This is a genomic window from Arachidicoccus terrestris, assembly GCF_020042345.1.
Lineage (GTDB): Bacteria > Bacteroidota > Bacteroidia > Chitinophagales > Chitinophagaceae > Arachidicoccus > Arachidicoccus terrestris.
In genome coordinates this window covers 1050393-1075277 of record NZ_CP083387.1, presented here as the reverse complement: position 1 = coordinate 1075277, position 24885 = coordinate 1050393, and the positions used below count along the sequence as shown (strand labels likewise).

Genomic DNA, 24885 nt, shown 5'->3' with positions numbered 1-24885 from the left:
CGCATTTTTTTAGCTAATTTTAAAGCAGGTGAACGCCCGCCTGCTCAAATGCAGCTAAATCAGCATGATCCGGAGATGTATTGGTAATAATCGTGTCGATATCCGTCACAGGACAAATAAAATAAGAATCTGCCTTATTGATTTTTTCGTAGGTGGCCAAAGCAATGGTTCGTTTAGACATGTCTATCATGGCCCTTTTAAGCTGTGCCTCTTCATAGTTTTTAGTGGTTACGCCCAGCGTCGGATGTATACTGCAAATTCCAAAAAAGCAGATGTCTGCCCGAATCGTACGAAAAGTATTCAAAGTGCTGACGCCCATTGTTGTGTAGGCCGTTTTGTTGAGCCGCCCTCCGGCAAATATGACTTCTGCGGTCGGGTGATCTTCTAATATATTGGCAATAGGAAAACTGTTGGTGATAACGGTTATTTGCAGGTCCCGCGGTATATGAGCAGCAACTGCGAGCGTAGATGTGCCTCCGTCAAAAAGGATGACCTGGTCATTTTCCATAAATGACAAAGCTTTCATAGCGATTATGTCCTTGGATGCCTCATCATAATGCTCCCTGGCTCTATAGTGACGTGGTACGGAAGAGTGGGGGACGGCTCCGCCCCTGACCGCTTTTAATAAACCTCGCTCTGACAACGTTTTTATATCTCTTCTGATAGTATCTTCTGATACGCTCAGTTTGCCACTGAGTTCAGAAAGCAAAACCTTCTGCTCTTTGGTAAGCAGGTTAAGGATGATATTCAGCCTTTCTTCTTTTATCATGATGCAATATTATGCAAAAAAATGCTATAATATGCAATTTAATGCAATTTTGTTACTATATTCGTTCTATGAATACAAAAGAAAACCGGCGTAAGACCATCGCCATCGATATGGACGGAGTGCTCGCGAATGTTGAACCTCAGTTAGTTAAGTTTTATAATGAACAATACGGTGCGGCCGTCACGCTGGAGGGCATCCAGGGTTTATCTGGCGCGGAAGCTTTTCCTGAAGATAAAGTTGAGCGGCGCATTGTGAATACACCTGGTTTTTTCAGAAATCTCGAAGTCATGCCGGGTGCCATTGCTGCGGTTAAAAAACTGATGGAGGATTATGAAGTATATGTGGTATCTGCTGCCACGGAATTTCCACTGTCCCTGTATGAGAAATATGAGTGGCTGCAAGAATATTTTCCTTTTATTGACTGGCGCCATATTGTTCTTTGCGGGGATAAAAGCATCATTAACACGGATTACATGATTGACGACTATTGCAAGAATCTGGATGTATTTAAAGGTAAGACCCTCATGTTTCATGCCTATCATAATACACAACTCAATCATCATTTCAGGGTGCGGGCCTGGTCGGAAGTCCTGGATTGGTTTGCAGAAGAGCAGGCGGAAAATAAGGCGTTAAATCTGGTAAAAGATAATTAATTCATTTTTTAAAAGCCATATAAAATAAAACCTCCAAGACGGAATGCAGTTCGGGCATCCGGTTCTTAGAGGTTTTTGTATTGTGAATGATCGGCAGGATCAGTCTGCATTTTGTTGCAGAATCTTACCTCGCGCATCCATGATGATATTCCAGTCTTTGGTAAAAGAATCAAGCTCCATTTTATAGGTAACGGCAGTGCCTTCTGTTATTTTTTCTATGTCATCCACTCTGTAACCCTTAAAATCCCGTTGCAGTGTTGACGTGACGCCGGCAGGCAAACTGCTTTTATTAATCTCCTCTTTGTGCTTAACGATCTGGCCGTTCTTATCATACCAGATCTCATGATCCACATTACGCCCTAATTCAAACTCAACGTTATAGAGTTCGCCTTTCTGTTCCCAGTCAATGTCCCTGGCTTTTGGAAATTGCGCGGAAAATTTGTTGACGATGACGGAAGGTACGTGACTGTGTGGGATGTCCTGCGCCAGAAGATTGCCTGCGGATAATAATAGGCCCACTGCCATCGTTAAAATCATACTTTTCATGCTTTTTCGTTTTGTTTATAATGCAAAGCTAGAAAGGGATTCTGGAAACAATTGGGAATCCTAACCGGGAGACCGGCCTGAATTGTTAAAGTCTACTTCAAAATGATGCATCTCATCGGCGTAGTAATAACGGATCGTCAATTGGTACACTTTCACTATTGCAGCTACAATAGAAAGCCCCAGCCCGGTGCTTCTATGGGAGGTGCTTCCCTTAAAAAAGCGCTTAAAAACGGCCTTACTGTCCAGAGGTGCAGTGGCGCCTGAATTGGCTATCGTTAAGCGGTTGGCGGTTAGCGTTATACTTACCTGCCCGGACGCTTTATTATGAAAAATAGCATTTTTGATCAGATTTGTGACCAACACATGAGCCAGGATAGAATTCATGTCGATTTCGACGGCCTGCTGCTGCTGAAAACGCACCTGAACATTTTTATATGTTGCATAGGGCTCCAGGTTTTCCAGTACCTCATGACAGAGTTGCCCTAAGGATATTTTTTTGTTTTCAATGAATTGCTTATTCTCGATTTTACTTAACAGCAGCAGAGATTTATTGAGTTGCTTTAATTGATGTATGATACTTAAAATATCTGTTAGCTCTACCGCTGTATGTTCATCTAAGTCCCCTTTTTCCAGCATCAATTCGATTTTATTGGTGAGGACTGCAAGAGGCGTCAGTAGTTCATGGGCGGCGTTTTCTGTAAATTGCTTTTGACTGTTAAATACCTCTCTGGCATGTTCTGTCAGCGAATCTGCGGCCTTTTTTAACTCTGCAAACTCTGCTGTTCTGGTTTCTAAAGCAGCAAGGGGTTCGTTTTTTTCAATCCGGTAAGCCTTTAACTGTCCCAGTATCTGGTAAAAAGGGCGCCACAGTCTTTTAAGTGCAAAATTATTGATGATAATAACGCTGACAATTAATACGACATATAGCCAAACCATTGCCCAGAAAAGATCCTTTATAAGGTCATCCTCTTCAACAACAGAAGACCAGACTTTTAATGTATAAAAATGATCACCTGCCTGGAAAGCGGTAGAGAGCATACGCATCGGCTCCTGTTCTTTATTGGCAGGTATATAGATGGACGTGTCGGTATAGCTGTCGAAAACGGCAAATGCTTCGTTTTTTGAAACTTCTCTGATAAAATAATTGCCTTCCCTGCGGAGTATTTGATCGCGGGACGTATCCAACGTTTTTTGCCGGATAATCTGCATTTTCTGATTGCTGAGACTGCCGTCCAGGCTGTCATGGATTTCATCCTGTATGATGTAATAGAAAATAGCTGCCCAGATACCGATGATCAGGAATATAGAGATAGATAGGTATTTTAAAGACTGATTTTGTAGTTTCATAGGGCGATCAATTTATATCCTACGCCGTATACTGCCTGAATCTCAATTTGCGCTTCAGTTGTTTGCAGTTTCTTTCTGAGATTTTTGATCTGATAATAAATAAAATCAAAATTGTCAGCCTGATCTATATTGTCTCCCCACACATGCTCTGCCAAGGCTTCTTTGGTGATCAGACGGTCTTTATTAAGTAGAAGATAGTTTAAAAGGTCAAATTCTTTGCGGTTCAGGTTTAAGCTGATTCCGTCTATTAATACCTGCCTGTCGTTTAAATAGAGTTGAACATTACCTACGTCCAGGCTCTCTTTGCCACCCATTTTTTTTCGCCGCAATACGGCCTTTACACGTGCATTGAGTTCCGCTATATGAAAGGGTTTGGTAAGATAATCGTCTGCGCCCAGTTCAAGCCCTTTAATTTTATCATCCAGAGAATCCTTGGCAGAGACAATGATGACATTTTCTGATTTACCGGCGGCTTTCAACTCCTGCAGTAATGCTAAACCATTACCTCCCGGCAACATAATATCCAGTAATACACAATCATATTCATAAATGCTGATTTTTTCCAGAGCTGCCTCAAAATCTTTAGCTGTCTCCACCGTATACGCTTCCTTTTCAAGAGAAGTCTTAACTGCCTGAAGCAGATCAGGTTCATCTTCAATTACAAGAATTTTCATGTACCAAAAATACCAGAATATTCTGGAAAGAATCTGGAATCCGGCAGACCTCATACGCTGGAATCTACGCCGCGGATATTTGGATAAACGCTTTTTTGCTAAACCGTAGTGCGCAAAGCCAGATTTGAAAAGAAATCTGCTTATATAGATATAATGCGGATATTTTTGATATTATTAGATTGACTGTTAATGATTTCTGAATAAAATCCGAGTTTGCTTGAGATCAGCCAGGAAATTAAGACGCTTAGCGCCTCACTGTTAATAGGTTAGCTATTTATATGTATATAAATTATATAGTGTAATTATTTAGTAATTAAATCAATAAAATTGACTAATGAACAATGGTCAGCTTTTAAGTAAGATTCCCGCGAAATGAACCGTCATTTAAAAAAAATGCTAATAAATGAAAATATTGTATAAAATAATGTAAATAATCTGTAATTTATTTTTTATATATGAATTTATCTTTGACGTATAAATTATTATTTCATTATCAAATGGTGATTTGGGAAGTGATAAAATGTTAACGAAATGTTTGTGTGAACCTGCTGTTGTCTGTTTTTACAGTTGTTCATACAACAAAATAGGAATCCTAAACATACACTTTCAATCAATTTCAATTATCACATAATTTAAAATGCATTCATTTATTCACTGCTTAGAAAAAAAAGTAAAAAATGGGTAGACAAAAAATGAGATTGGCTTTTTTCCTCTTGCTGTCTTTGTGCTGCACCGCCTTGTTTGCACAGGAGAGAACCGTCGACGGTGTCGTCGTAGATGGTAAATCAGGAGAACATTTGCCCGGTGCCATTATCAGCGCCAAGGGGAGACCAAGTAACGTGAGTTCTAAAGCTGACGGCACCTTTTCCATTAAACTTTTGCCGACAGACTCTATACTGGTGGTATCCTACATAGGATACAAACGAGTGCAGGTACCGGTAGGAGACCAGACATTTATTACGGTCAAGATGGATTCAACGGTTTCTGCAGAATTGAACGACGTCGTCGTTGTGGGTTATGGTACGCAAAACAAGAGAGATATCACGGGGTCCATGGCGACCGTGGATCTGAAGCAAATTGAGGATATGCCGGTCGCGTCCATCAGTGAAATGCTGCGTGGGCAGATCCCCGGTCTGAATGTATCAGGCGGGGCGCAAAGGCCGGGTACACTGGCGACCGTCAGCATCCGCCAGCAGTTTAACTGGGGTAAAGACGGCGGCAATGAGGCACCCCTGATCGTCATCGATGATGTATTGCAACTGGATCCACAGACGGGACTTCCTTCTTTAGACCGGTTTAACCAGCTGGATCTTTCAGAAATAGAAAGCATTACCGTACTCAGGGATGCCAGTGCGGCCATTTATGGATCAAGAGCCTCACAGGGTGTCATCGTCATTAAAACAAAACGCGGAAAAGCCGGTGCACCCAGAGTGAGCTACAGTGGTAAATTTGAACGAAATGATGCCGTAAGTCATGGAAAGGTAATGAATGCCAGACAATACGGTGAGTATGCCAATAGTTTTCTAAAAGCGCATGGCTATGAAGAAAAGAATCTGTATTCTGAACAGGAACTGAATATGATGGATACGCTGGACTATGATTGGCTGGGCAATGACTGGAGAGCAGCGGGTACGATGCAACACTCACTGGATATCAGCGGCGGATCAGACAACGCGACGTACTTTATGGGCGCTTCCTACTATACCCAGGGCGCCAATCTGGGTAATCAGGACTTTAAACGCTGGACCTACAGGGCAGGTACCGATATTAAACTGATGAGTGGCCTCCACCTGGGCGCTACCTTGGCTGCTTCCAATACTAATGTGGAAGAGTCCTTTACCAAGATCAATTTCAGTGACGGTTATGCCAATGGCGGTGAACAAAATGACTACAGCGTACTGCTGCATATGCCAAAGTATATTCCCTGGATTTACAATATTGATGGGGAAGATCAATACATTTCTCCTCCGTTAGGCCCGCATCGTCTGGGGAACATAAGAGGCAACCGGTCTCTAACGAACTGGAACTATTATGCCTTACTGGACAACGGGTCTAAGACCATCAAAAAGAATTTCAATTACAACGTAAATGTCTCCTTACAGTATGATGTGCCCTTTATTCCGGGCCTGAATTTTAAATTGAATTACGGCCTGTCCCAGGCGTCGGGCAATACCGAACAGATCATGATGCCGCAACTGCTGTACCAGGCGGATAAAATTACTGAAGAGGGCCAACATCTGTTTTCAGAAACCACTCACTGGAAGCATCAATTGAATGATGCAAACTCCCGTGTGACTTATGACAATACCACTTCCAAAAATGAACAGTCGAACTTCTTTATTAACTATAACAGAAGTTTTGGTGATCATAATATTTCAGCGATGGTATCTGTGGAGAAGTCTACCAACTACCTGGAGGACCGCTATCAGATCTATGAAAATCCAATCCCTGGTGCCTATAACGGAACTTCTGTGTCTGCAGGGGATTTGAATGCAAGCAATACCATTACCTATAAATATGAAAGTGGTAACCTGTCATATCTGGGTCGCGCTACCTATAACTATAAACATAAATACCTGCTGGATTTCGTGTTCCGCACGGATGCATCTACGGTATTTGCTCCGGAAAACTACTGGGGCTTCTTCCCGGGGCTGTCTGCCGGTTGGGTGATCTCTGATGAAAATTTCTTTAAGGATCATATTAATTGGGTGAACTTCCTAAAAATCCGTACCTCCTGGGGTATTACAGGTAATAATAACATTAAGGCCTGGAGATGGCTCCAATTATATAAAGGAGAGCAGGATAAAGGCTTTGGATTCGGCGAACAGGGTGGTATGTTTGTCCATGGCCTGACCCCTGGCGTATCTCCCAACCGGGACGTACATTGGGATAGGACCTTGCAGCGCAACTTTGGACTGGATATGGAGTTCTTAAAAAGCCGGCTAGCAGTGACATTTGATCAATACTTTAACTCGACCACCAATATGTTGACAGATATGTCCAAGGCCAACAATACGCCGATCTCTGTTGGTGGAGCTTTTGCAGAACAGAATTACGCATCTGTAAACGCATGGGGTACTGAGCTGTCCGTTACCTGGAGGGATCAGAAGGGAGATTTTAATTATTCCATTGGCATGAATACAAGTTTCAATAACTATAAAGTAAAGAAAATGTATGATCTGCCCTTTGACTATCCTTCAGAAGTAAGTGACAGCAGGGCTCAGGAAAATTATGGAATTCAACCCATTTGGGGCTATAGAACCTGGAAGCAGACTTCCGGCGGAGATGGTATCTTAAGGACAGATGCAGATATCGACAATTACTGGAACTATCTAACACAGCATGCGGCCAACTCTGGTGTGGAAGGAGCAGCGCCAGCATTTTTTGATATTGATGATAAATCTGGCCTGAAAAAAGGTATGCTGGTCTATGAAGATGTCGGTGGGGTACTGAACGCGGATAATCAAACCATTGCCGGTCCTGATGGCCGTATCCAGGAGAAAGAAGATTTTGTAAAGCTTAGAAAATCCAACCGGACCTATGGTATTTCTACCAATATCAGTGTGGGATGGAAGAGCCTTTCTTTAAGAGCACAACTTTCTACTTCCTGGGGTGGCGCGAACTTTCTGGACTACATCGGTCAGTCGACCTCCAGTACTTCTGCATTGTGGTCTCAGCCGATCTATCTGACCGATATGTATGACGAAACCACTAATCCGAACGGCAAGTATCCGAATATGGGTTATTATGAAGAGTTTGGCGGTGCTAATTCTGATTTCTTCCTATTGCCCACCTTTAGAATGTACGTCAGAACACTGAGCCTCGGGTATACAATGCCCGCAAAGCTGGTGAATAAGGCCAAGCTAAGTAGCGTCCGCTTCTTTATTTCAGGCAATAATCTCTGGGATTTTTACAACCCCTATCCGAAGAAATTCAGAAACATGTATGACCCGGCAGATGTAGGCTATCCAACCCTTCGTACATGGGCACTGGGTGTGAATGTTGGCTTTTAAAAACTAAATTTCCCAATATAGACTTTATATCATGAAAAAAATATTCTATTTACTTTCCACTGTTGTACTGCTGGCCTTTACGGGTTGTAGCAAGCAATTTCTGGAAGATATGAAACCTTATAATGATTATGGAGAGAACCAGGTATTCTCCAACGAGGAATTGACTTCCTGGTACATTGCCCGCCTGTATAATTATTATTTTTCGGATTATAATAATCCGCTGAAAACTGTGGTCGGGCTGTACAATAACGACCGGTCCAATATGACGGAAGAAATCGGTGGTACGATACCCAAGTATATCGACGCCAACCGAGACCTGCAGTTTGCAAATGATGCGGACAGCTATTACGGCCAGACATCTTCAAGTGTAAAAAATAACCCCTATACCCGCATCCGCTATTGTAGTGACTTGATTGAAAAAATGGGCGATCCGGTATCTGCCGCTTTATCTGCTGATTTTAAGAAAACAGCTAAAGGGCAGGCCTACTTCCTGAGGGCGTTACAATATTTTGACCTGGTACGGATCTATGGAGGCGTTCCGATTGTAACGACGGTTCAAAATAATAGTACAACGGATGTGTCTATTCAGACACCCAGGTCGACCTCTTCTGAATGTTTTGCCCAGATCGTCAGCGATTTGGATTCAGCTGCGATGCTCTTACCTATGATCTGGGATGAACCAAGTACGAACTACGGGAAATTTACCGCTGCGGCAGCATTGGCGATGAAAAGCAGGGTCCTGCTGACTGCCGCTAGTCCGTTATTTAATAAGGATTGGGATAACCCAGCCAGTAAAAAATGGCAAGATGCATTAAAGGCAGGCCTCGATGCAGAAACTAAATTATCGTCAGCGGGTTACGGGCTATATGGCTCCAGTGCCAAAGACTGGTCTGAAATGTCTTTGCAGGGCAATACGGATTTCAATAAAGGAGCGATCATGGTGTTCCTTTTCAGTACGGAAACTTCTGAATCCAGTGCTTATGGTAACGGCTGGGAAGATCAGCTTCGGCCTACGGGTTATGGCGGCTCAGGCGGGCTTTCTGCTACCAAGCAGATGCTGGATTTATTTCCGCTGGCTAATGGCAAGCGTCCGACGGCTGAAAACGGATATGTCGATACCTTTTTCTTTGAAAACAGGGACCCCAGATTCTACCGCACCTTTGAATTCTCCGGTGAGAAATGGGGCGTAAAGGGAAATGAAAACAAAAGTACCTGGTTTTACAGATGGTACGACGACAAGGGAAAGATTAACTACTACGGAGGTAATCAGACGAATAGCCCTGCTATCGTACGGAAGAACTCCGATCCAGAGGCAGACAGCACCGGATATGAATTTTCAGGAACGAATATCATAGCATACCGGTATGCAGAACTGTTACTGAATATCGCGGAATGTTATGCGGCTACCGGGGATATCAATAATGCGGTCAAGTATATCGGTAAAATCCGGGCAAGAGTGGGCATTCCCGAAGATAATAATTATGGTGTCGGTAATCTGTCTACGAAGTATCAGGCTATTGAAGCGGTATTATATGAGAGAAGAGTGGAACTCGCTTATGAGGGTAAGCGTTTCTGGGATGTGCAGCGCTGGATGCTGTATGATAATACAGCAAAAAGTGGTAATACTGTCACGAAACTTGGTTTAAAGCCCATTAATGGAACGGCGCGTGAGGGATATTACTGGCAGGCTAAAGGCGATCCGCAGGCTGATCCATTGACACCTGAAGAAAGAAATATACTGATCGATCCGGATGCAGCGGATTTTAAGGAACAATTAGATAAGCTGAAGGCAATATACCAGGCGCATTTTGTGATGACGCCGCTGGATAAACCATGGGATCAGGTGAATGGAAATGCGAATCTGATTGAGTTTAAGCCCAATTATTATATCTCCGGCCTTCCCAGCTCTGTCCTTGGTATGAACAGCTGGTTGGAGCAGACTGAAGGCTGGATGGATTATTCAGGGGCGCCTGGAACTTTTGACTATCAAAAATAAAGGGAGAAATAATAAAGTTGTTTTTTAATAATAGCGGTTTATTCTTGATTTTGGTTTTCGTAATTGCAAATCATTTCTGGCGGGGAGGTATACTTCCCTTGCCGGAAATGTTTGTTTTAGCTAAAAGCCAAAGCCTACAGCAATAATTATTGAATCCTGCTGCAAGTATTCAATTAATAATGCAAAAAAAATGTTTAGATTCTTTGTAAAAAATAGTGCTTATGCATTAGTCTTGCTGGGCATGGGTCTGGTAGGCTGTCATCAAGGCCCACAACGTTCTGTCGTGAAAGTAGACTTTAATATGTTTGGGAGGAAAACAGCTGAAGTGACACAGTTCGGATATACCCCCTGGGAGGTGACCAATGGCGGGCCCGATACATTAGTGAAAGATCATATCAGCTTTATTGTTGCCGCCGGCGCAGACCGGAAGTTAACGGCCACCTGGTATAAAGTGGGCGTGAGAGGGCCTCAGAAAGCTAAGTTTTCTGACGACGGGCTGGAGCTCAGCAGTGATGAAAACAGTGGCAAAGATGCAGCAAAGCCAGAAGAAATTATATTGAAGATTAAGGGGCTAAAACCCGGAAAGCATACGCTGATTACTTATCACAATATCATTGATGACCTGAAGGCCGGAGAGCAGTGCCCCATTGACATTTACGTGGATGGACAAAAGAAGGTGGCGGGTCTGATCCCTTCTATACGTGCCTCCAAAATTACTGATAGCAAAACTGCGGTTTTACAATTAGAAGCTAAAGCAGATAAAATAGTAACGATCCGTTTCGTAGCTGACAACAAGACAATTGGGGCTTACCATAAAATCGTCATTAATGGTTTCCAGCTGGACGGGGTTAATCCGGCGGATCAGGCGATGGCTGTGGCGCCTGTTAACAGAGATGAACATGTGGAGGCGAACGGGCAAAATGGGTATGTGCTACAATGGCAAGGGACTCAAGCGGCCCGGTCACACGATATTTATTTTGGAACAGACTCAGTTAAAGTGGCCGCTGCTGATCATGATTCTCCCTGTTTTAAAGGCAACCAGCCTGCAACGCAAAACAGCTATGCGGTCTCTGATCTTTATAGTATGGATACTTACTATTGGCGTGTGGATGAACTAACAGATTCGGGCACCATAAAAGGAAATGTATGGGAATTCAGAACAAGGCAGTTGGCATTTTCTGATGCCGAAGGCTATGGCCGGTTTGCGCGCGGCGGAAGAGGCGGCAAGATCGTTTTTGTGACCAACTTAAATGATGACGGCCCCGGTAGTTTAAGAGCGGCCGTGACTAATAATATTGGTCCCCGGACGATTATATTTAATGTAGCGGGTATGATAACGTTAAAATCCAGATTGGTCCTCAGCCAACCGAACGTAACGGTGGCAGGCCAGACCGCACCCGGCAAAGGGATCTGTATCCGGTCAGCCCCCTTTGGGATAACAGGCAATGATTGTGTGGCCCGTTTTGTCCGGGTCAGGCTGGGCGACGGACCTACCTTTGACGGTATGGGACTGACGGGTGCGAATAACAGCATTGTGGATCACTGTTCGATCAGCTGGACCATTGATGAATCTTTTAGTTCCAGAGGGGCACACAATATCACCCTGCAACGCACACTGATCTCTGAGGCGTTGAATGCAGCCGGACATGACCATTATCCGAAAGGTAAGGAGCATGGTTTTGCTGCGACGATCGGAGGAGATATCGGCAGCTTTCATCATAATTTACTGGCCGACTGTTATGGCAGAAACTGGAGCCTGGGCGGTGGTTTGGTAGATGGGCATTATGGTGGCAGAATGGATATCACCAATAATGTTGTTTATAATTGGGGCCATCGCGCTACTGACGGAGGGGCACATGAAGTGAATTTTGTGGGTAATTATTATAAGCCCGGTGCGGGAACCAGTTTCTTTTACGCCTATAATGCCCAACATGAAGGGGTAGGCAAGGGCACACAACGCTGTTATTTTGCAGGAAACGTCATGCCGGGACACTTTGATCTTTCTAACGAGGCAGACGGCCGGAAAGTAAGCCACAGCAATGGAGACACCAGCAGCTATGCGACGTATGTTGATAAGCCTTTTTTCCCTTCTTATATTGAGACGCAGTCTGCGGTGGATGCTTATAAAAGCGTTTTATCCGATGTAGGTTGTAATGCACCTGTTTTAGACGAGCATGATCAGCGGATCATCCGCGAGACGCTGGCAGGTACTACTTCTGTGGTGGGAAGCGTTACACATAAAAAGGGATTCCCCGATAAAGTGGCCGACGCAGGCGGTTACGAAGATTATCCGACGGTTCACCGCCCGGACAGTTGGGATACAGATCAGGACGGTATGCCAGACTGGTGGGAGACGATCCATGGACTGGATCCTAAGGGTGCAAAAGGGAATCTGACTGAAAGCAACGGCGATCCGGATAAGGACGGCTTTACCCAACTGGACGGATACCTGGACTGGATGGCACATAAACATTATTCAACAGCGCAGGCAGAGCCGCTACATATCGACTTAAAAGAACTGGCCAGAGGCTATAGCGACGCACCGGCCTTTACATTGACTAACGTGAAGGGTGGGACTGCAACAGTAGATCATAACGGTATATTGGTGTTTACACCGGCAACAAAGCAGTCTTCAAAGCTGTCATTAGGCGGGTTTGATTTTACGGTAACAGATCGTGAAGGAAGTTCTATGACGCGCAGGGTGAACATTTTAATCGGCTTTGACTTAAGTAAATAGTTCAACGCTCTGGCAGCCTCTTACCCGTGGTGTAGGATTTATCCTCTTCCTCTTTGTACACGTATATGGCTGACAGATTATTATTTTGCAGAAGGATAAAAAGGCGCCAAAGGCCGGTCGGGTATGACCATTGGCGCCTTTTAAACGCATCCGGCAATTTTTTTCCTGTTTTAATGAATAGATAATAGATCTCGATTGCTGCTGTCAAAAGGTCATAGCACTCCGGATGAGAAGTGTCGGGAGTCTTTACTTGGATTTAATGAAATTTAAAATGTGGATTATGCGATTTAAAGATAGAAGGAGATCTGTGAATATACAAGGACAGTTGGGCAGAATGTTTCTGCTGATGGGTATCGTAATTGTCTGCCAGACTGCCTCATTCGCGCAAAAGGCTCCTTTATATACCATCCGTTATCAACAAGAGGCGACAGGACGGATCGCCTTTGGTGCCAAGCGCATTGTCGCAGCACTGAAGAAAGCAGGCTACCCGACACAACTGATTTCCTTTAGGCAATCGTTAAAAAAGCATCAGCCGGGGCGCAGATATATCGATATCGGTATTGCCGGCGCGCCAGGTATCGGGCAAATCATTCATGAAGCGCAGGCCTCTGCTCATCTGGATACCGCTAAGGAAGGTTTTACCATACAGGGCGCTGAAAACGGCAATGTCCTGATCGCCGGGGCAGACGGTTCGGGGGCCTTATATGGTTGTCTGGAGCTGTATGAGCGGATCACCCGGCAGGTGACCAAAGCTGGGTCGGCAAGTGCGGCCTTAAAAGACATCGATAGTCTGTTTCGCGGGATCCGGTTTAGTGATCAGCCGCAAATGACGCTAAGAGGTGCGTGTATAGGATTACAGAAGCCTTATATGTTGCCCGGACGCGGAACCTATGAATATCCTTATACCCGGGAGAGCTTTCCCTGGTTTTATGATAAGGAACTATGGATCAGATATCTGGATATGCTGGTGGATAACCGCATGAATACACTTTACCTTTGGTCCGGTCATCCCTTTGCTTCCCTGGTCCGTTTAAAAGATTATCCCGACGCGGTAGAAGTGGATAGTGCGACTTTTGCGGCTAATCAGGAGATGTTTCATTTTCTAACGACAGAGGCGAACAAAAGAGGTATCTGGGTGATCCAGGCCTTTTATAATATTATCGTTTCCAAACCTTTTGCAGAAAAGCACCATATTAAAACACAGGACCGGAACCGGCCGATCACGCCCCTGATTGCCGATTATACAAGAAAGTCAATCGCTGCCTTTGTCAAGCAATACCCGAATGTAGGGCTATTGGTTACGCTTGGTGAGGCGATGGAAGGGGTGGGCCCGGATGATACTAAATGGTTTACAGAGACGATTATTCCCGGCGTAAAAGATGGCCTAAAAGCAATCGGACAGAAAATACAGCCGCCCATTATTTTGCGGGCCCATGATGCGGACGGTCCAGCTGTGATGGCGGCGGCCAAACCTATTTACAGCAATCTGTATACGATGGCTAAGTATAACGGAGAGGCGCTGACTACTTACCAGCCTCGTGGACCCTGGGCGGAACTGCACCGTAAGCTAAGCGCGGCTTCTCCCGTTCAGATAGAGAATGTGCACATTCTGGCCAATCTTGAACCCTTCCGCTATGGCGCTGATGATTTCATTCAAAAATGCGTGCAGGCGATGCATAAGATCTATGGTTCTAACGGTTTACATCTGTATCCGCAGGCGTCTTACTGGGACTGGCCTTACAGCGCGGATAAAGCGGACCCAAGGTTGCTGCAGATTAACCGGGACTGGATCTGGTATGCCGAGTGGGCCAGGTATGCCTGGAATGCCGACCGCGACCGCATAGCGGAAGAAAATTATTGGGCCGGCCGGCTATCTGAAAAATATGGTTGTGATCTTGCAACGGGAGCGCAAATACTGCGTGCCTACGAAGCGTCCGGAGAAATCGCCCCCAAGCTGTTAAGGCGCTATGGTATTACCGATGGCAACCGGCAGACCTTGAGCCTGGGTATGTTGATGAGTCAACTCATTGATCCGGAAAAATACAATCTTTTTACACTGCTGTATAACTCGGAATCACCTGAGGGGGAGATGATCACCGAATATGCGAAAAGAGAATGGTTGCATCAAAAGCATGTGGGAGAGACTCCGGTTCAGATCGCAGAAGAAGTACTGGTTCATGCCAGGCAGGCAGTAGCGGCGATTCAGGCTGCGGAGAAGAAAATTGGACGGAACAGCGCTGAATTTAACCGGCTGAAAAATGACATGATCTGTTATCAGCATCTTGCAGAATTTTATAGCAAGAAAGTCATGGCGGCTCTTCATATACTAAGATATGGTTACAGTCATGATGTACAGGATCTTGAGTCTGCCCTGCCGCTACTTTCGTCCAGTGTTGAGGCCTTCAGAAAACTGGCGGCTGTTGCAGGACCTGCTTATCTATATGCTAATAGCCTACAGACGGGTGCAAGGAAAATTCCCCTGACAGGTAAAGACGGCCAGAATAAAACATGGTCGGACCTGCTGCCCGTCTATCAGCAGGAACTCGACAACTTTAAGAAAAATATTCAGGCGTTAAAACTGCATGGTGCCAGCCGGTCAGACCAGAAAGCGACGGTGGTGACATTGAAGCCGGCACAGGTCCGGTTTTTGAATCCGCCTAAAAGCATGGATACCGGCAAGGATCAAAAAGAAACATTGGGTACCTACTATATTGAGCAGGATCATAATGTTTCAGCTGATATGTTCAGCGTCGGCAAAAAAGGGTGTCCCTTTAAAGATACCCTTGTTCAACTGGATACCGTAGCCGGAATATTACAGGGCCTTCAGGGCATTCAGGTAGATCGCGCCAGACAGATCCAGGCCGGTACACGTTTATACTTTAAAACAGATAAACCTGTCAGACTACTGGTCGGCTTCTTTACCCGGAAAAATAAAGCCTATCTGAAAGAACCGGAGTTAGAGACAGATGCCAGCGCCAACGACTATGGTCAGGCGGCCACCACGATCGCTAATGCAGGTATACTGCGCGGTTTTCCGGGCATCAATGTCCATAGCTACAGTTTCAGGGAGGGCGTCCATGACTTACAATTGGGAAAAGGTATCTGCCTTTTGCTGGGCTTTATCCAGCGGGCAAAAGATATTCCCGCTTTTGATGCCGGGCTTGGAGCAACAGGCAGTCAGCCGGATCTGGACTGGCTGTTCAGATAAAGAAATATTATAAGATCTGCAGTAAATAGCACAACGATAACGATATAAAAATTATGTATGAAATCAGTTTGGCGTAGACAAAGACAATATGCGGCTGTCTCTTTGGTCGCTAAATATACCACAGCAGCTTTACTAAGTATTATAAGCCTGCCGGCTGTCAGTCAGAACAGCGGGCAGCCCGGCGAAAAGGGGCCTGTGATTTTACGGCCGGCCATTATGCAGGAAGATGTAGCCAGTTTTAATGCGCAGGATAGCGGAGATGTTGTTAACTATGTAGACAACGCCCATGCTTATCAGTGGCTCAGCGACAATATTCCACTGTTTTCCTGTCCGGATACAACACTACAGAAAATCTATTATTTTAGATGGTGGAGTTTTAGAAAGCACCTGGTGAAAACCCCCTATGGGTTTATATTTACAGAATTTATAACGCCGGTAAAATTTGGAGGCGCCTTTAACAGTATTAGCTCAGCACTGGGACATCAGATCTATGAGGGACGCTGGTTGCATGATCCAAAATATATTCAGGCGTACACGTCCTATTGGATGTTCGCGGATCCCAAACAAAAAAAGCCCGGATTTCACCGGTTCAGCACCTGGATCGATGACGCCGTTTATGGTTTATTCCTGGTAGGTCAGGACAGCGCATTTTTGCAGAAAATGTTACCCGCCTTGTCTGCTGACTACAAGAAATGGGAGGCCGAAAAACAATTGCCTGACGGCCTGTTTTGGCAATTTGACGTACGGGACGCCATGGAAGAATCCATCAGCGGTTCCCGTACCCAGAAAAACAGGCGGCCGACCATCAACAGCTATATGTATGGTAATGCGCTGGCCTTGTCCCGTATCAATCAAATTCTGGGGCAGCCTCAGGCAGCAGCCTATTACCGGAAAAAAGCAAGGGATCTGAGACAGATGGTGCTGGATAGCCTCTGGAATGCAAAAGCAACATTTTTTGAGGTAAAATATCCGAATGGAAAGTTTGCGGATGCCCGGGAAGAAATAGGCTTCATTCCCTGGTATTTTAACCTGCCGACAGATAAAAAGCAGTATGCTGAAGCCTGGGAACAGTTGACTGATACTACTGGTTTCAGCGCACCCTGGGGGATTACAACCGCAGAGAGAAGGCATCCTCTTTTCAGAACACACGGATCGGGACATGGCTGTGAATGGGATGGCGCCGTTTGGCCCTATGCCACGACGCAGACCCTGAAGGGGCTGTCTAATTTATTAAATAACTATAAGCACCATAACCATATGACGGCCCGTGTATTTTATGACGCGCTTCATAAATATGCCTGGGCCCAGCAAAAAGACGGAAAACCTTTTATCGGGGAATACCAGGATGAAAAGACGGGCTTCTGGCTCCGCAATAATCCACGCAGCAGGTATTACAACCATTCCGGTTTTGCTGATCTGATTATCAGCGATCTGGTGGGAATCAAACCTGCTCTGGGCGATAAGCTAGCCATTCGGCCCCTCATTCCCGAAGGACAGTGGGCCTGGTTCTGCCTGGACAATGTCCGCTATCACGGACATGCCATTACAGTCCTCTGGGACAAGGATGGCCGTCATTACGGGCATGGAAAAGGCCTGCAGATTTTTGTGGACGGAAAGGTCCGTGCCCGAAGCAGAAAACTGGCACCCATTACGGTCTCCCTAAAATAAGAGCGCAGTCACTACACCGCATCTAATTTAAAACATAGCACCTTATTAATATGAAAACGAACCTGAATCATGCGCGATCCGGCTTCCCCGAAAAAGCCGGGCTTAAAATGAACAGCCGTAGTAAGACTTCCCCGAATTGCATGGGCATTTGTAAACAATGTCTGCTGTTTTCTGCTATATGGAGTGTTATGCTGCTGTGGGTGAGCTGCGGTGCAGGAGGGCCTAAAGAGGCTTATACTCAGATGGCGCCCGATTCCCTGATATTATGGTATAACCAACCCGCGGCGGACGCCCACTGGACAGACGCTTTGCCCATCGGAAACGGTCATATCGGTGCGATGATCTTCGCTGGTGTGGATACGGATCATATACAGTTTAATGAGTCTACGCTTTGGAATGGCCGCCCCAGAGACTATGCCCATCATGGGGCCTGCAAGTATCTGCCTGCAATCCGGTCGCTGATTTTTGCCGGCAGACAAAAAGAAGCGGAAGCGTTGGGGGAGGCGCATTTTATGGGCATTAACGACCACGACCCGGAAAAATATCAGCAATTAAGGAAAGACTGGCTGCAAAAAGTACGTAAAGATACCGCCGCAGCTGCGCCGGGCCTGGATGATAGCCATTGGAAGACAATGCATTTACCGCTCATCAACGGTTGGGAAACCGGCGGGCTGCAGGGTGTTGACGGCGCCTTGTGGTTCAGGGTAGATTTTGAGGTGCCGGCAGATATGGCCGGTCAGGATCTGTATGTGGATCTGGGGCGCATCCGGGATCAGGACTATTGTTATGTCAATGGCCATTATGTGGGCCGTGATGAAGGTATTTCTACCAAAAGGCATTATCTGTTAAAGAAAGAATGGCTGCATGCAGGCAAGAATGTACTGGCTATTCAGGTCATTAACTTTTTTGATAAAGGCGGTTTTACCGGTGTAAAGAATGACCGGCCGATTTTTGTGTTATATCCAGCTGGCAAAACACCTGCATCGGGCATAGCAATTTCCAGAGATTGGAAGTACTGGATTCAGGACAGCCGGCCACCATTCTTTCCGCAGTATGAAGCGAGGTATCAACCTTTTGGTGATATCTACCTGCAGGACTTGACCGGCGGCGGGTATTCAGACTATAAACGTTCACTCAATATACGCACTGCCACCGCAGCGGTTTCCTATAAGAAAAATGATATCCGTTTTACGCGCCATTACTGGGCGAGTGCGGCAGATCCTGTAATGGTCATGCGGATAGAAGCAGACAGGCATAAGGCCGTTCATTTTAAGGCACGCTTCTCCACGCTGCATGGCGATCATCAGCTTTTTAAGATCGATCATGAGACCATCGGCCTCAAAGTACAGGTAAAAGACGGTGTCCTCCATGGTTACAGTGCGTTAAGGATAAAGACTGAAGGGGCAGCGGCCCAACTAAAAGTGACGGATAGTACGATTGAGGTTATAGATGCGGATGCGGCGACGCTCTATACCGTGGCTGCGACCAATTTTGTCAATTATAATGACGCTTCGGGGCATCCTGATAGCCTGTGTCTGGGTTATCTCAGGCAGATTGAGGCTATCGGCCATGGCAATTATGGAGCGCTTTATAAACGCCATGAGGCGGCTTATCACCAACTCTTTGATACATTTGATTTGCGACTGGGTACAACATCCAGAAGGGATCTGCCGACGGATGAAAGAATCCGGCAGTTTACGGTCAGCAGCGATCTCGGGCTCATAACGCTCTATACACAGTATGCCCGGTACCTGATGATCAGTGCCACACCGCCCGGTGGCCGCGCTGCGAACCTGCAAGGGATCTGGAATAATTTGCTTACACCGCCATGGGGCAGTAAGTACACGACCAATATCAATCTGGAAATGAACTATTGGCCGGCGGAAGTGCTGAACCTGTCTTCCTGTACCGGGCCACTTTTCAAATTGATCCAGGATCTAAGTGAAGCGGGCGCCGTTACCGCTCGTGAACAATATGGCGCACCCGGCTGGGTGCTCCATCATAATACAGATATTTGGGCGGCAACAGCACCGATCGATGCTGCTAAACATGGAATCTGGGTAGGCGGGTCAGCCTGGCTCAGTCATCATGTCTGGGAACATTTTCTCTTTACAGAAGATACAGCCTTCTTAAGAGATACCGGCTATAAGCTGATGAAAAAGGCCGCCGAATTCTATCAGCATTTTCTTATACCTGACCCCAAAACCGGTTATTTGATTTCTGTGCCTTCTAATTCACCGGAGCATGGCGGGCTGGTCGCGGGGCCTGCGATGGATCATCAGCTGATTCGTGACCTGTTTAGTAATTGCATCAAAGCGGCCGAAATATTAGGCGTGGATACAGCCTTCAGAAAAGATCTGGCAGATAAATACAAACAGATCGCGCCCAATCAGAAGGGTAAATACGGGCAATTGCAGGAGTGGATGGAGGATAAAGATGATACGGCAGACACCCATCGCCATGTATCTCATTTATGGGGCGTTTATCCCGGTAATGATATCAGTTGGGATAAGGATTCTGCCATGATGCGTGCCGCTAGACAGTCACTGATCTACCGTGGAGACGGCGGCACCGGCTGGTCGCTGGCATGGAAGGTCAACCTTTGGGCAAGATTTAAACAGGGCAATCATGCCTTGAAACTACTGGAAGAATTATTACGTCCGGCAGAAGGCGCGGCCGGCCGGGAGCGTGGTGGCGTGTATCATAATATGATGGATGCACATCCGCCCTTTCAGATTGACGGCAATTTTGGTGGGGCGGCCGGAGTCGCGGAAATGCTGGTACAAAGTCAAAACGGTTATATAGATCTATTACCTGCCTTGCCCGATAGCCTGGCTGTGGGCTGGGTCAGAGGAATCCGGGCAAGAGGAGGCTTTACACTCAATATCTGGTGGAAAGATCACCGGCTGGACAAAGTACAGATCCGCGGGATAAAAAGCGGACCTTGTGTATTGCATTATGGAAAGTTGGCAAAAAAGCTGCACGTGGCAGCGGGGACACTTTACACACTGAATGGGGATCTGGAAGAAATGAACGGAATTCAATAAGACAATAGGTTAAAACAGCAAAGAAATCGATGATGCAAATTGGGCAGACAGTGAGGGGAAGCAGTGAAGAAAGATATGCGAAGTATTACCTCCTGCGAGGTAGCGTAAAACGCTATTGTTGTTTACTGATACTGATCGGCTGTCTGATGATCGTTGGCAAGCTGCAAGGTCAATTACCCTGGAGTTCTTCATTCAGGCAGGACCGCTTACTGGATGATGATTGGAAGACGGTGACAGATAGCAGCGGCGGGTCTCGCTATAAAGGATTTGAGGGGCTAGGTTATAAAGATCAAAACTGGAAGACAGTTCAATTGCCGCATAACTGGGATGATTATGGCGGCTATATCCGGGAAAAGCACGGTAATCGCCATGGGGACGGTTGGTATAGGAAGACATTTGATGCCGTCTATCAACCGGGACAGTCTTATTTCTTGTTTTTTGAAGGAGTCAGCTCTTATGCAACGGTATATCTGAATGGGCATTTGATTGGGAAACACGCGGGAGGAAGGACCAGCTTTAGTCTGGAAGTGACTCAGTGGCTCAATAAAAAAGGCGCCGGTAATCTGTTGGCCTTAAAGGTCGAACATCCGGCGGGTATAAGAGACCTGCCCTGGGTTTGCGGTGGATGTTCCGATGAAGTCGGATTTTCCGAAGGAAGTCAGCCGCTGGGGATTTTCCGGCCGGTGCATCTGATCCGTACCGGTAAGGTGCGTATTGTTCCATTTGGCGTCCATATTTATAATGATACGACGGTCAATGAAAAAGCGGCCACCTTGTATGTCGCTACCACTGTCAAAAGCTATGCGGATTCAGCTCAGTCTGTCGTAGTCCGGCAGGTCTTACTTGACAGGTCAGGAAAAAAAGTTGCGGAAAATAACACGACGCTTGACAGCGGTGCTGATGCGCAGCGGGTCGCTCGTTGTAGGCTACGCCTCACAGGAGTGGTTCATTTATGGTCGCTGGCGTCCCCTTATCTGTATTCCTTAAAGACCACCGTAACCGACAAGGCGTCCGGCACCGTACTGGATGAACTGGAGACACCCTACGGGATACGGTGGATCAAATGGCCCGCACTTGATCAAAAGGGTCCTAAGCGGTTTTTGCTAAACGGAAAACCTGTTTTTATTAATGGTATTGCCGGTTATGAACATGCTTTGGGCAATAGCCATGCTTTTACAAAACAAGAGATCGCTACCCGTGTCGCCATGATCCGGTCAATGGGTTTCAATGCTTTCCGGGATGCACACCAGCCTCATAATTTGCGCTATCAATACTATTGGGATAAAGACGGTGTCTTATGGTGGCCGCAATTTTCAGCGCATATCTGGTTTGATACGCCGGCATTCAGGAAGAATTTCCTCAGCCTGCTGAGAGACTGGGTATTGGAAAGAAGAAATAGCCCTTCCAATATTATGTGGGGTTTGCAAAACGAAAGCCGGCTGCCGGCAGACTTTGCAAAGCAGTGTGTTCAGCTGATACGTTCTCTGGATCCGACTGCTTCGAGCCAACGGCTGATCACGACTTGTAATGGCGGTGAAGGAACTGATTGGGACGTTCCCCAGAACTGGAGCGGCACCTATGGGGGGGATCCCGATACCTATAACGAAGATCTGAAAAAAGAGGTGCTGGTCGGTGAGTATGGCGGATGGCGGACAATGGATGTTCATTCGGAAGGAGGGTTTAAAGAAAAAGGAGCGTATAGCATTGAAAGCTGGTGCGCGCTGATGGAAAAGAAGATCAGGCTGGCCTGGAAAGTACGTGATAGTGTTTGCGGGCAGTTTCTCTGGCTTTTTAATTCTCATGATAATCCCGGAAGAGTGCAGGCCGGAGAAGGATACCGGGATCTGGATAAGATTGGCCCTGTCAACTATAAAGGATTGCTGACTTCCTGGGAGGAACCCACAGAGGCCGTCTATCTTTATCAGTCTAATTTTACGAAAGCGGATACCGCGCCCATGGTGCATATTGCTTCCCACGACTGGCCCGGCAGGTGGCATAGCACCAGGGAAAGAAAAGATATTATCGTTTATTCCAACTGTGACTCTGTCAGGCTTTATAATGGCCGGGGTATGCATGTTTTAGGTACAAGAACGCGCGGGGGTATAGGTACTCATTTTACCTGGAAAAATGTCCGTCTGAATTATAATATACTCTTCGCAGTCGGTTATTATAACGGGAAGGCCCGGGTAACCGATCTGGTCCGCTTAAGAAATTTACCGGAGGACCCTAAGTGGCGTAGCCGCGAAAGCAGGGTGCGATCCGAAGACGTGTCAACGGATATCTTAGCGCCTGCCGCCGGTTACAATTATTTGTATCGTTTTAATTGCGGAGGGCAGTCCTATACAGATCATTTCGGTAACCGGTGGGCGCCCGACAGGTCCAGGACGCCGAAAAGCTATGGCTCTTTATCCTGGACAGCCAACTACAAAGGTCTTCCTTCCTTTTTCGCCAGTCAGCGGAGCATAACGGATCCGATTAAGGGAACGCTTGACGATGCACTCTTTCAGACATTTCGCTATGGCAGGGACAAACTGAATTTTGATTTCCCTGTGCCCAGTGGAGACTACCGCGTGGAATTGTATTTTGCAGAACCCTGGTGGGGGATAGGCAGCAATATGGATTGCACGGGCTGGCGGGATTTTGATGTCGCTGTCAACGCTCAGCTGCGACTGGCTCATTTTGACATTTTCAGGGAAGCGGGTCGCCTTAAAGCACTTAAGAAGATCCTTGATGTTCATGTAAAGGATGGCCATATCCGTATTGATTTTCCCAGAACATATAGCGGGCAGGCCATTATTGCAGCCATCGCTATCGCCAGCAAAAAGAAAGGTGCTGCCTCAGGTGAGCCGCAAAAAGTAAATGCGCCGGCAGGGCTTGTGTCGTTGCTAAATGAGGATAGAAAAGGACAGGAGTCCAGTCAGTTTAGGCTACAGGACTGGCTAAGTACCGGAGATAATCACCTGTTAAAAACGGGCGGGGATAAGAACCCGCCATTGCCGGTCAGCTTCTCCGGACTTCCTGCCGGTTTATATGGGGCTGAATGGCTGCAATCCGCCGCTGTGGGAAAAGACAGGGTGAAGGAAGGCAAAAATACCGTTCCACAATCTGCCTTAAAACAGCGTGTTCAATGGATCGTCAATGCACCATTAGATTGGTACATAGGTATTCCGGGCGCAGATAAGAAGCTGGCTGCAAAACTTGAAGCGGATAAGTTTATCAATACACATACGAAAGCGGAAGTCTTGATTCAAAACGGCAGCGGGATTGAAGATAGCCTTGAGGTTTATAAAAAAAAGGTCTCTAAGGGAATAGTTCTCAGCGAAGAACCCTGGTGGAAAACGAGCCTGATTGCCTTTAAGCCGGTCAGCAACATGCAGCCGCCTTATGATCAGAAAAAGGAATTTACCTATGACGTGACCAGTGCCTTATTCAGCCGCGGCGCGTCCCGTGTAAAGAGAGCCGGCAAGGATTGTATTTTATTCAGGGCTGCGGCAGCCGGTGTTCCGGATAATCAGGCAGACTCAATTGCCTGGCCACTGGTGACGGGCGTGGCCGACTTTCATTCCTTTCATGTAAAATATGCTTGTCCCGGGCAGGACAGCCTGCAGGCCACTTTGAAGCTTGTCGCGGCAGATGGCAAAGTGATGGCTGAGTCAGCTGTCTGGCTGACGCATACCAAAGAAGGCAAATGGAATAACTGCTTTTTGATGACGCCCACCATGATCAATGCGGGCAGGTATCAGCTGGTGGTAGCATGGAAAAAAACGAATGCACCTGTCTATATGTATTCATTAAAACTTCGATAAAAAGGCAGGAAATGATCATGGCGTAAGCGTTGGCAGGCATTAAAAAAATACCGACAAGTATTCGCATTATTCTTATTGAATATTCGCATAAATTGGATATTATCAGTCGGCCTTATTTGAATGTTCGATTTATTTTGTAGTTTGGTGTCATAGGATCGGGTGTTGCCGTTTAAATGAACATACAACCTGAAAAGTGCCGCGGCAGTATAATCAGGGAAGTCACTATAACGGATCTTTTTAAATTTTTTACCGCAATTACGATGGTTGAATCAGGATATTTTAATGATGAAATAACGGGGCACTTGGCCCAATGCAAGTCTTTTTTTTAACGCTTAAAAACTATGGAAAACGCAACAGCAGGTGGCTAAGCTGTTATCTGTAGAAACGCACCTTGGCTTAGATGCCCGGTGAAAACAGCGTT

General features: G+C 46.2%; 12 protein-coding genes. 8 read left to right on the top strand and 4 right to left on the bottom strand.

Going from position 1 to position 24885, the window contains the following annotated elements:
• Nucleotides 1-19: 19 nt before the first annotated feature.
• A complete protein-coding gene (locus K9M52_RS04110) occupies nucleotides 20-769 on the bottom strand; it encodes a DeoR/GlpR family DNA-binding transcription regulator (protein ID WP_224070795.1) in 750 nt (249 codons plus the stop codon).
• A gap of 68 nt (nucleotides 770-837) precedes the next feature.
• On the opposite strand from K9M52_RS04110, the gene K9M52_RS04105 reads away from it, so the two are divergent.
• On the top strand, nucleotides 838-1422 hold the full coding sequence (locus tag K9M52_RS04105) for a 5' nucleotidase, NT5C type (protein WP_224070794.1): 585 nt from the start codon (nucleotides 838-840) through the stop codon (nucleotides 1420-1422).
• Nucleotides 1423-1521: 99 nt separating this feature from the next.
• Here K9M52_RS04105 and K9M52_RS04100 read toward each other — a convergent pair whose 3' ends face one another.
• From K9M52_RS04100 to K9M52_RS04090, 3 genes are read right to left on the bottom strand one after another with little or no spacing between them, the layout of a single operon-like run.
• A complete protein-coding gene (locus tag K9M52_RS04100) occupies nucleotides 1522-1968 on the bottom strand; it encodes a PepSY-like domain-containing protein (protein WP_224070793.1) in 447 nt (148 codons plus the stop codon).
• A gap of 60 nt (nucleotides 1969-2028) precedes the next feature.
• The gene (locus K9M52_RS04095) at nucleotides 2029-3315 is read right to left on the bottom strand and encodes a sensor histidine kinase (RefSeq protein ID WP_224070792.1); all 1287 of its coding nucleotides are present in this window, start codon (nucleotides 3313-3315) and stop codon (nucleotides 2029-2031) included.
• Nucleotides 3312-3989, bottom strand: coding sequence for a response regulator transcription factor (locus K9M52_RS04090; RefSeq protein ID WP_224070791.1), 678 nt, complete (start codon nucleotides 3987-3989; stop codon nucleotides 3312-3314). The genes K9M52_RS04095 and K9M52_RS04090 overlap by 4 nt, the downstream gene beginning before the upstream one ends.
• 677 nt (nucleotides 3990-4666) lie before the next feature.
• Between K9M52_RS04090 and K9M52_RS04085 the strand changes: the two genes are divergently transcribed.
• The 7 genes from K9M52_RS04085 to K9M52_RS04055 all read left to right on the top strand — a co-directional run bounded on the left by K9M52_RS04085 (nucleotide 4667) and on the right by K9M52_RS04055 (nucleotide 24464).
• Entirely contained in the window at nucleotides 4667-8002 is a 3336-nt protein-coding gene (locus tag K9M52_RS04085; protein WP_224070790.1) for a SusC/RagA family TonB-linked outer membrane protein, read from the top strand.
• A gap of 31 nt (nucleotides 8003-8033) precedes the next feature.
• Nucleotides 8034-9998, top strand: coding sequence for a RagB/SusD family nutrient uptake outer membrane protein (locus K9M52_RS04080; protein ID WP_224070789.1), 1965 nt, complete (start codon nucleotides 8034-8036; stop codon nucleotides 9996-9998).
• A gap of 190 nt (nucleotides 9999-10188) precedes the next feature.
• Entirely contained in the window at nucleotides 10189-12735 is a 2547-nt protein-coding gene (locus K9M52_RS04075; RefSeq protein ID WP_224070788.1) for an Ig-like domain-containing protein, read from the top strand.
• Nucleotides 12736-13015: 280 nt separating this feature from the next.
• On the top strand, nucleotides 13016-15943 hold the full coding sequence (locus K9M52_RS04070; RefSeq protein ID WP_224070787.1) for an alpha-d-galacturonidase: 2928 nt from the start codon (nucleotides 13016-13018) through the stop codon (nucleotides 15941-15943).
• Between the two features lie 57 nt (nucleotides 15944-16000).
• Nucleotides 16001-17611 carry an MGH1-like glycoside hydrolase domain-containing protein gene (locus K9M52_RS04065; protein ID WP_224070786.1) on the top strand — a complete coding sequence of 537 codons (1611 nt, stop codon included), beginning with the start codon at nucleotides 16001-16003 and terminating at the stop codon, nucleotides 17609-17611.
• Between the two features lie 50 nt (nucleotides 17612-17661).
• The gene (locus tag K9M52_RS04060; protein ID WP_224070785.1) at nucleotides 17662-20658 is read left to right on the top strand and encodes a glycoside hydrolase family 95 protein; all 2997 of its coding nucleotides are present in this window, start codon (nucleotides 17662-17664) and stop codon (nucleotides 20656-20658) included.
• A 29-nt stretch (nucleotides 20659-20687) separates the two neighbouring features.
• Complete coding sequence (locus K9M52_RS04055; RefSeq protein ID WP_224070784.1) at nucleotides 20688-24464, top strand: malectin domain-containing carbohydrate-binding protein; 3777 nt, start codon at nucleotides 20688-20690, stop codon at nucleotides 24462-24464.
• Nucleotides 24465-24885: the final 421 nt, after the last annotated feature.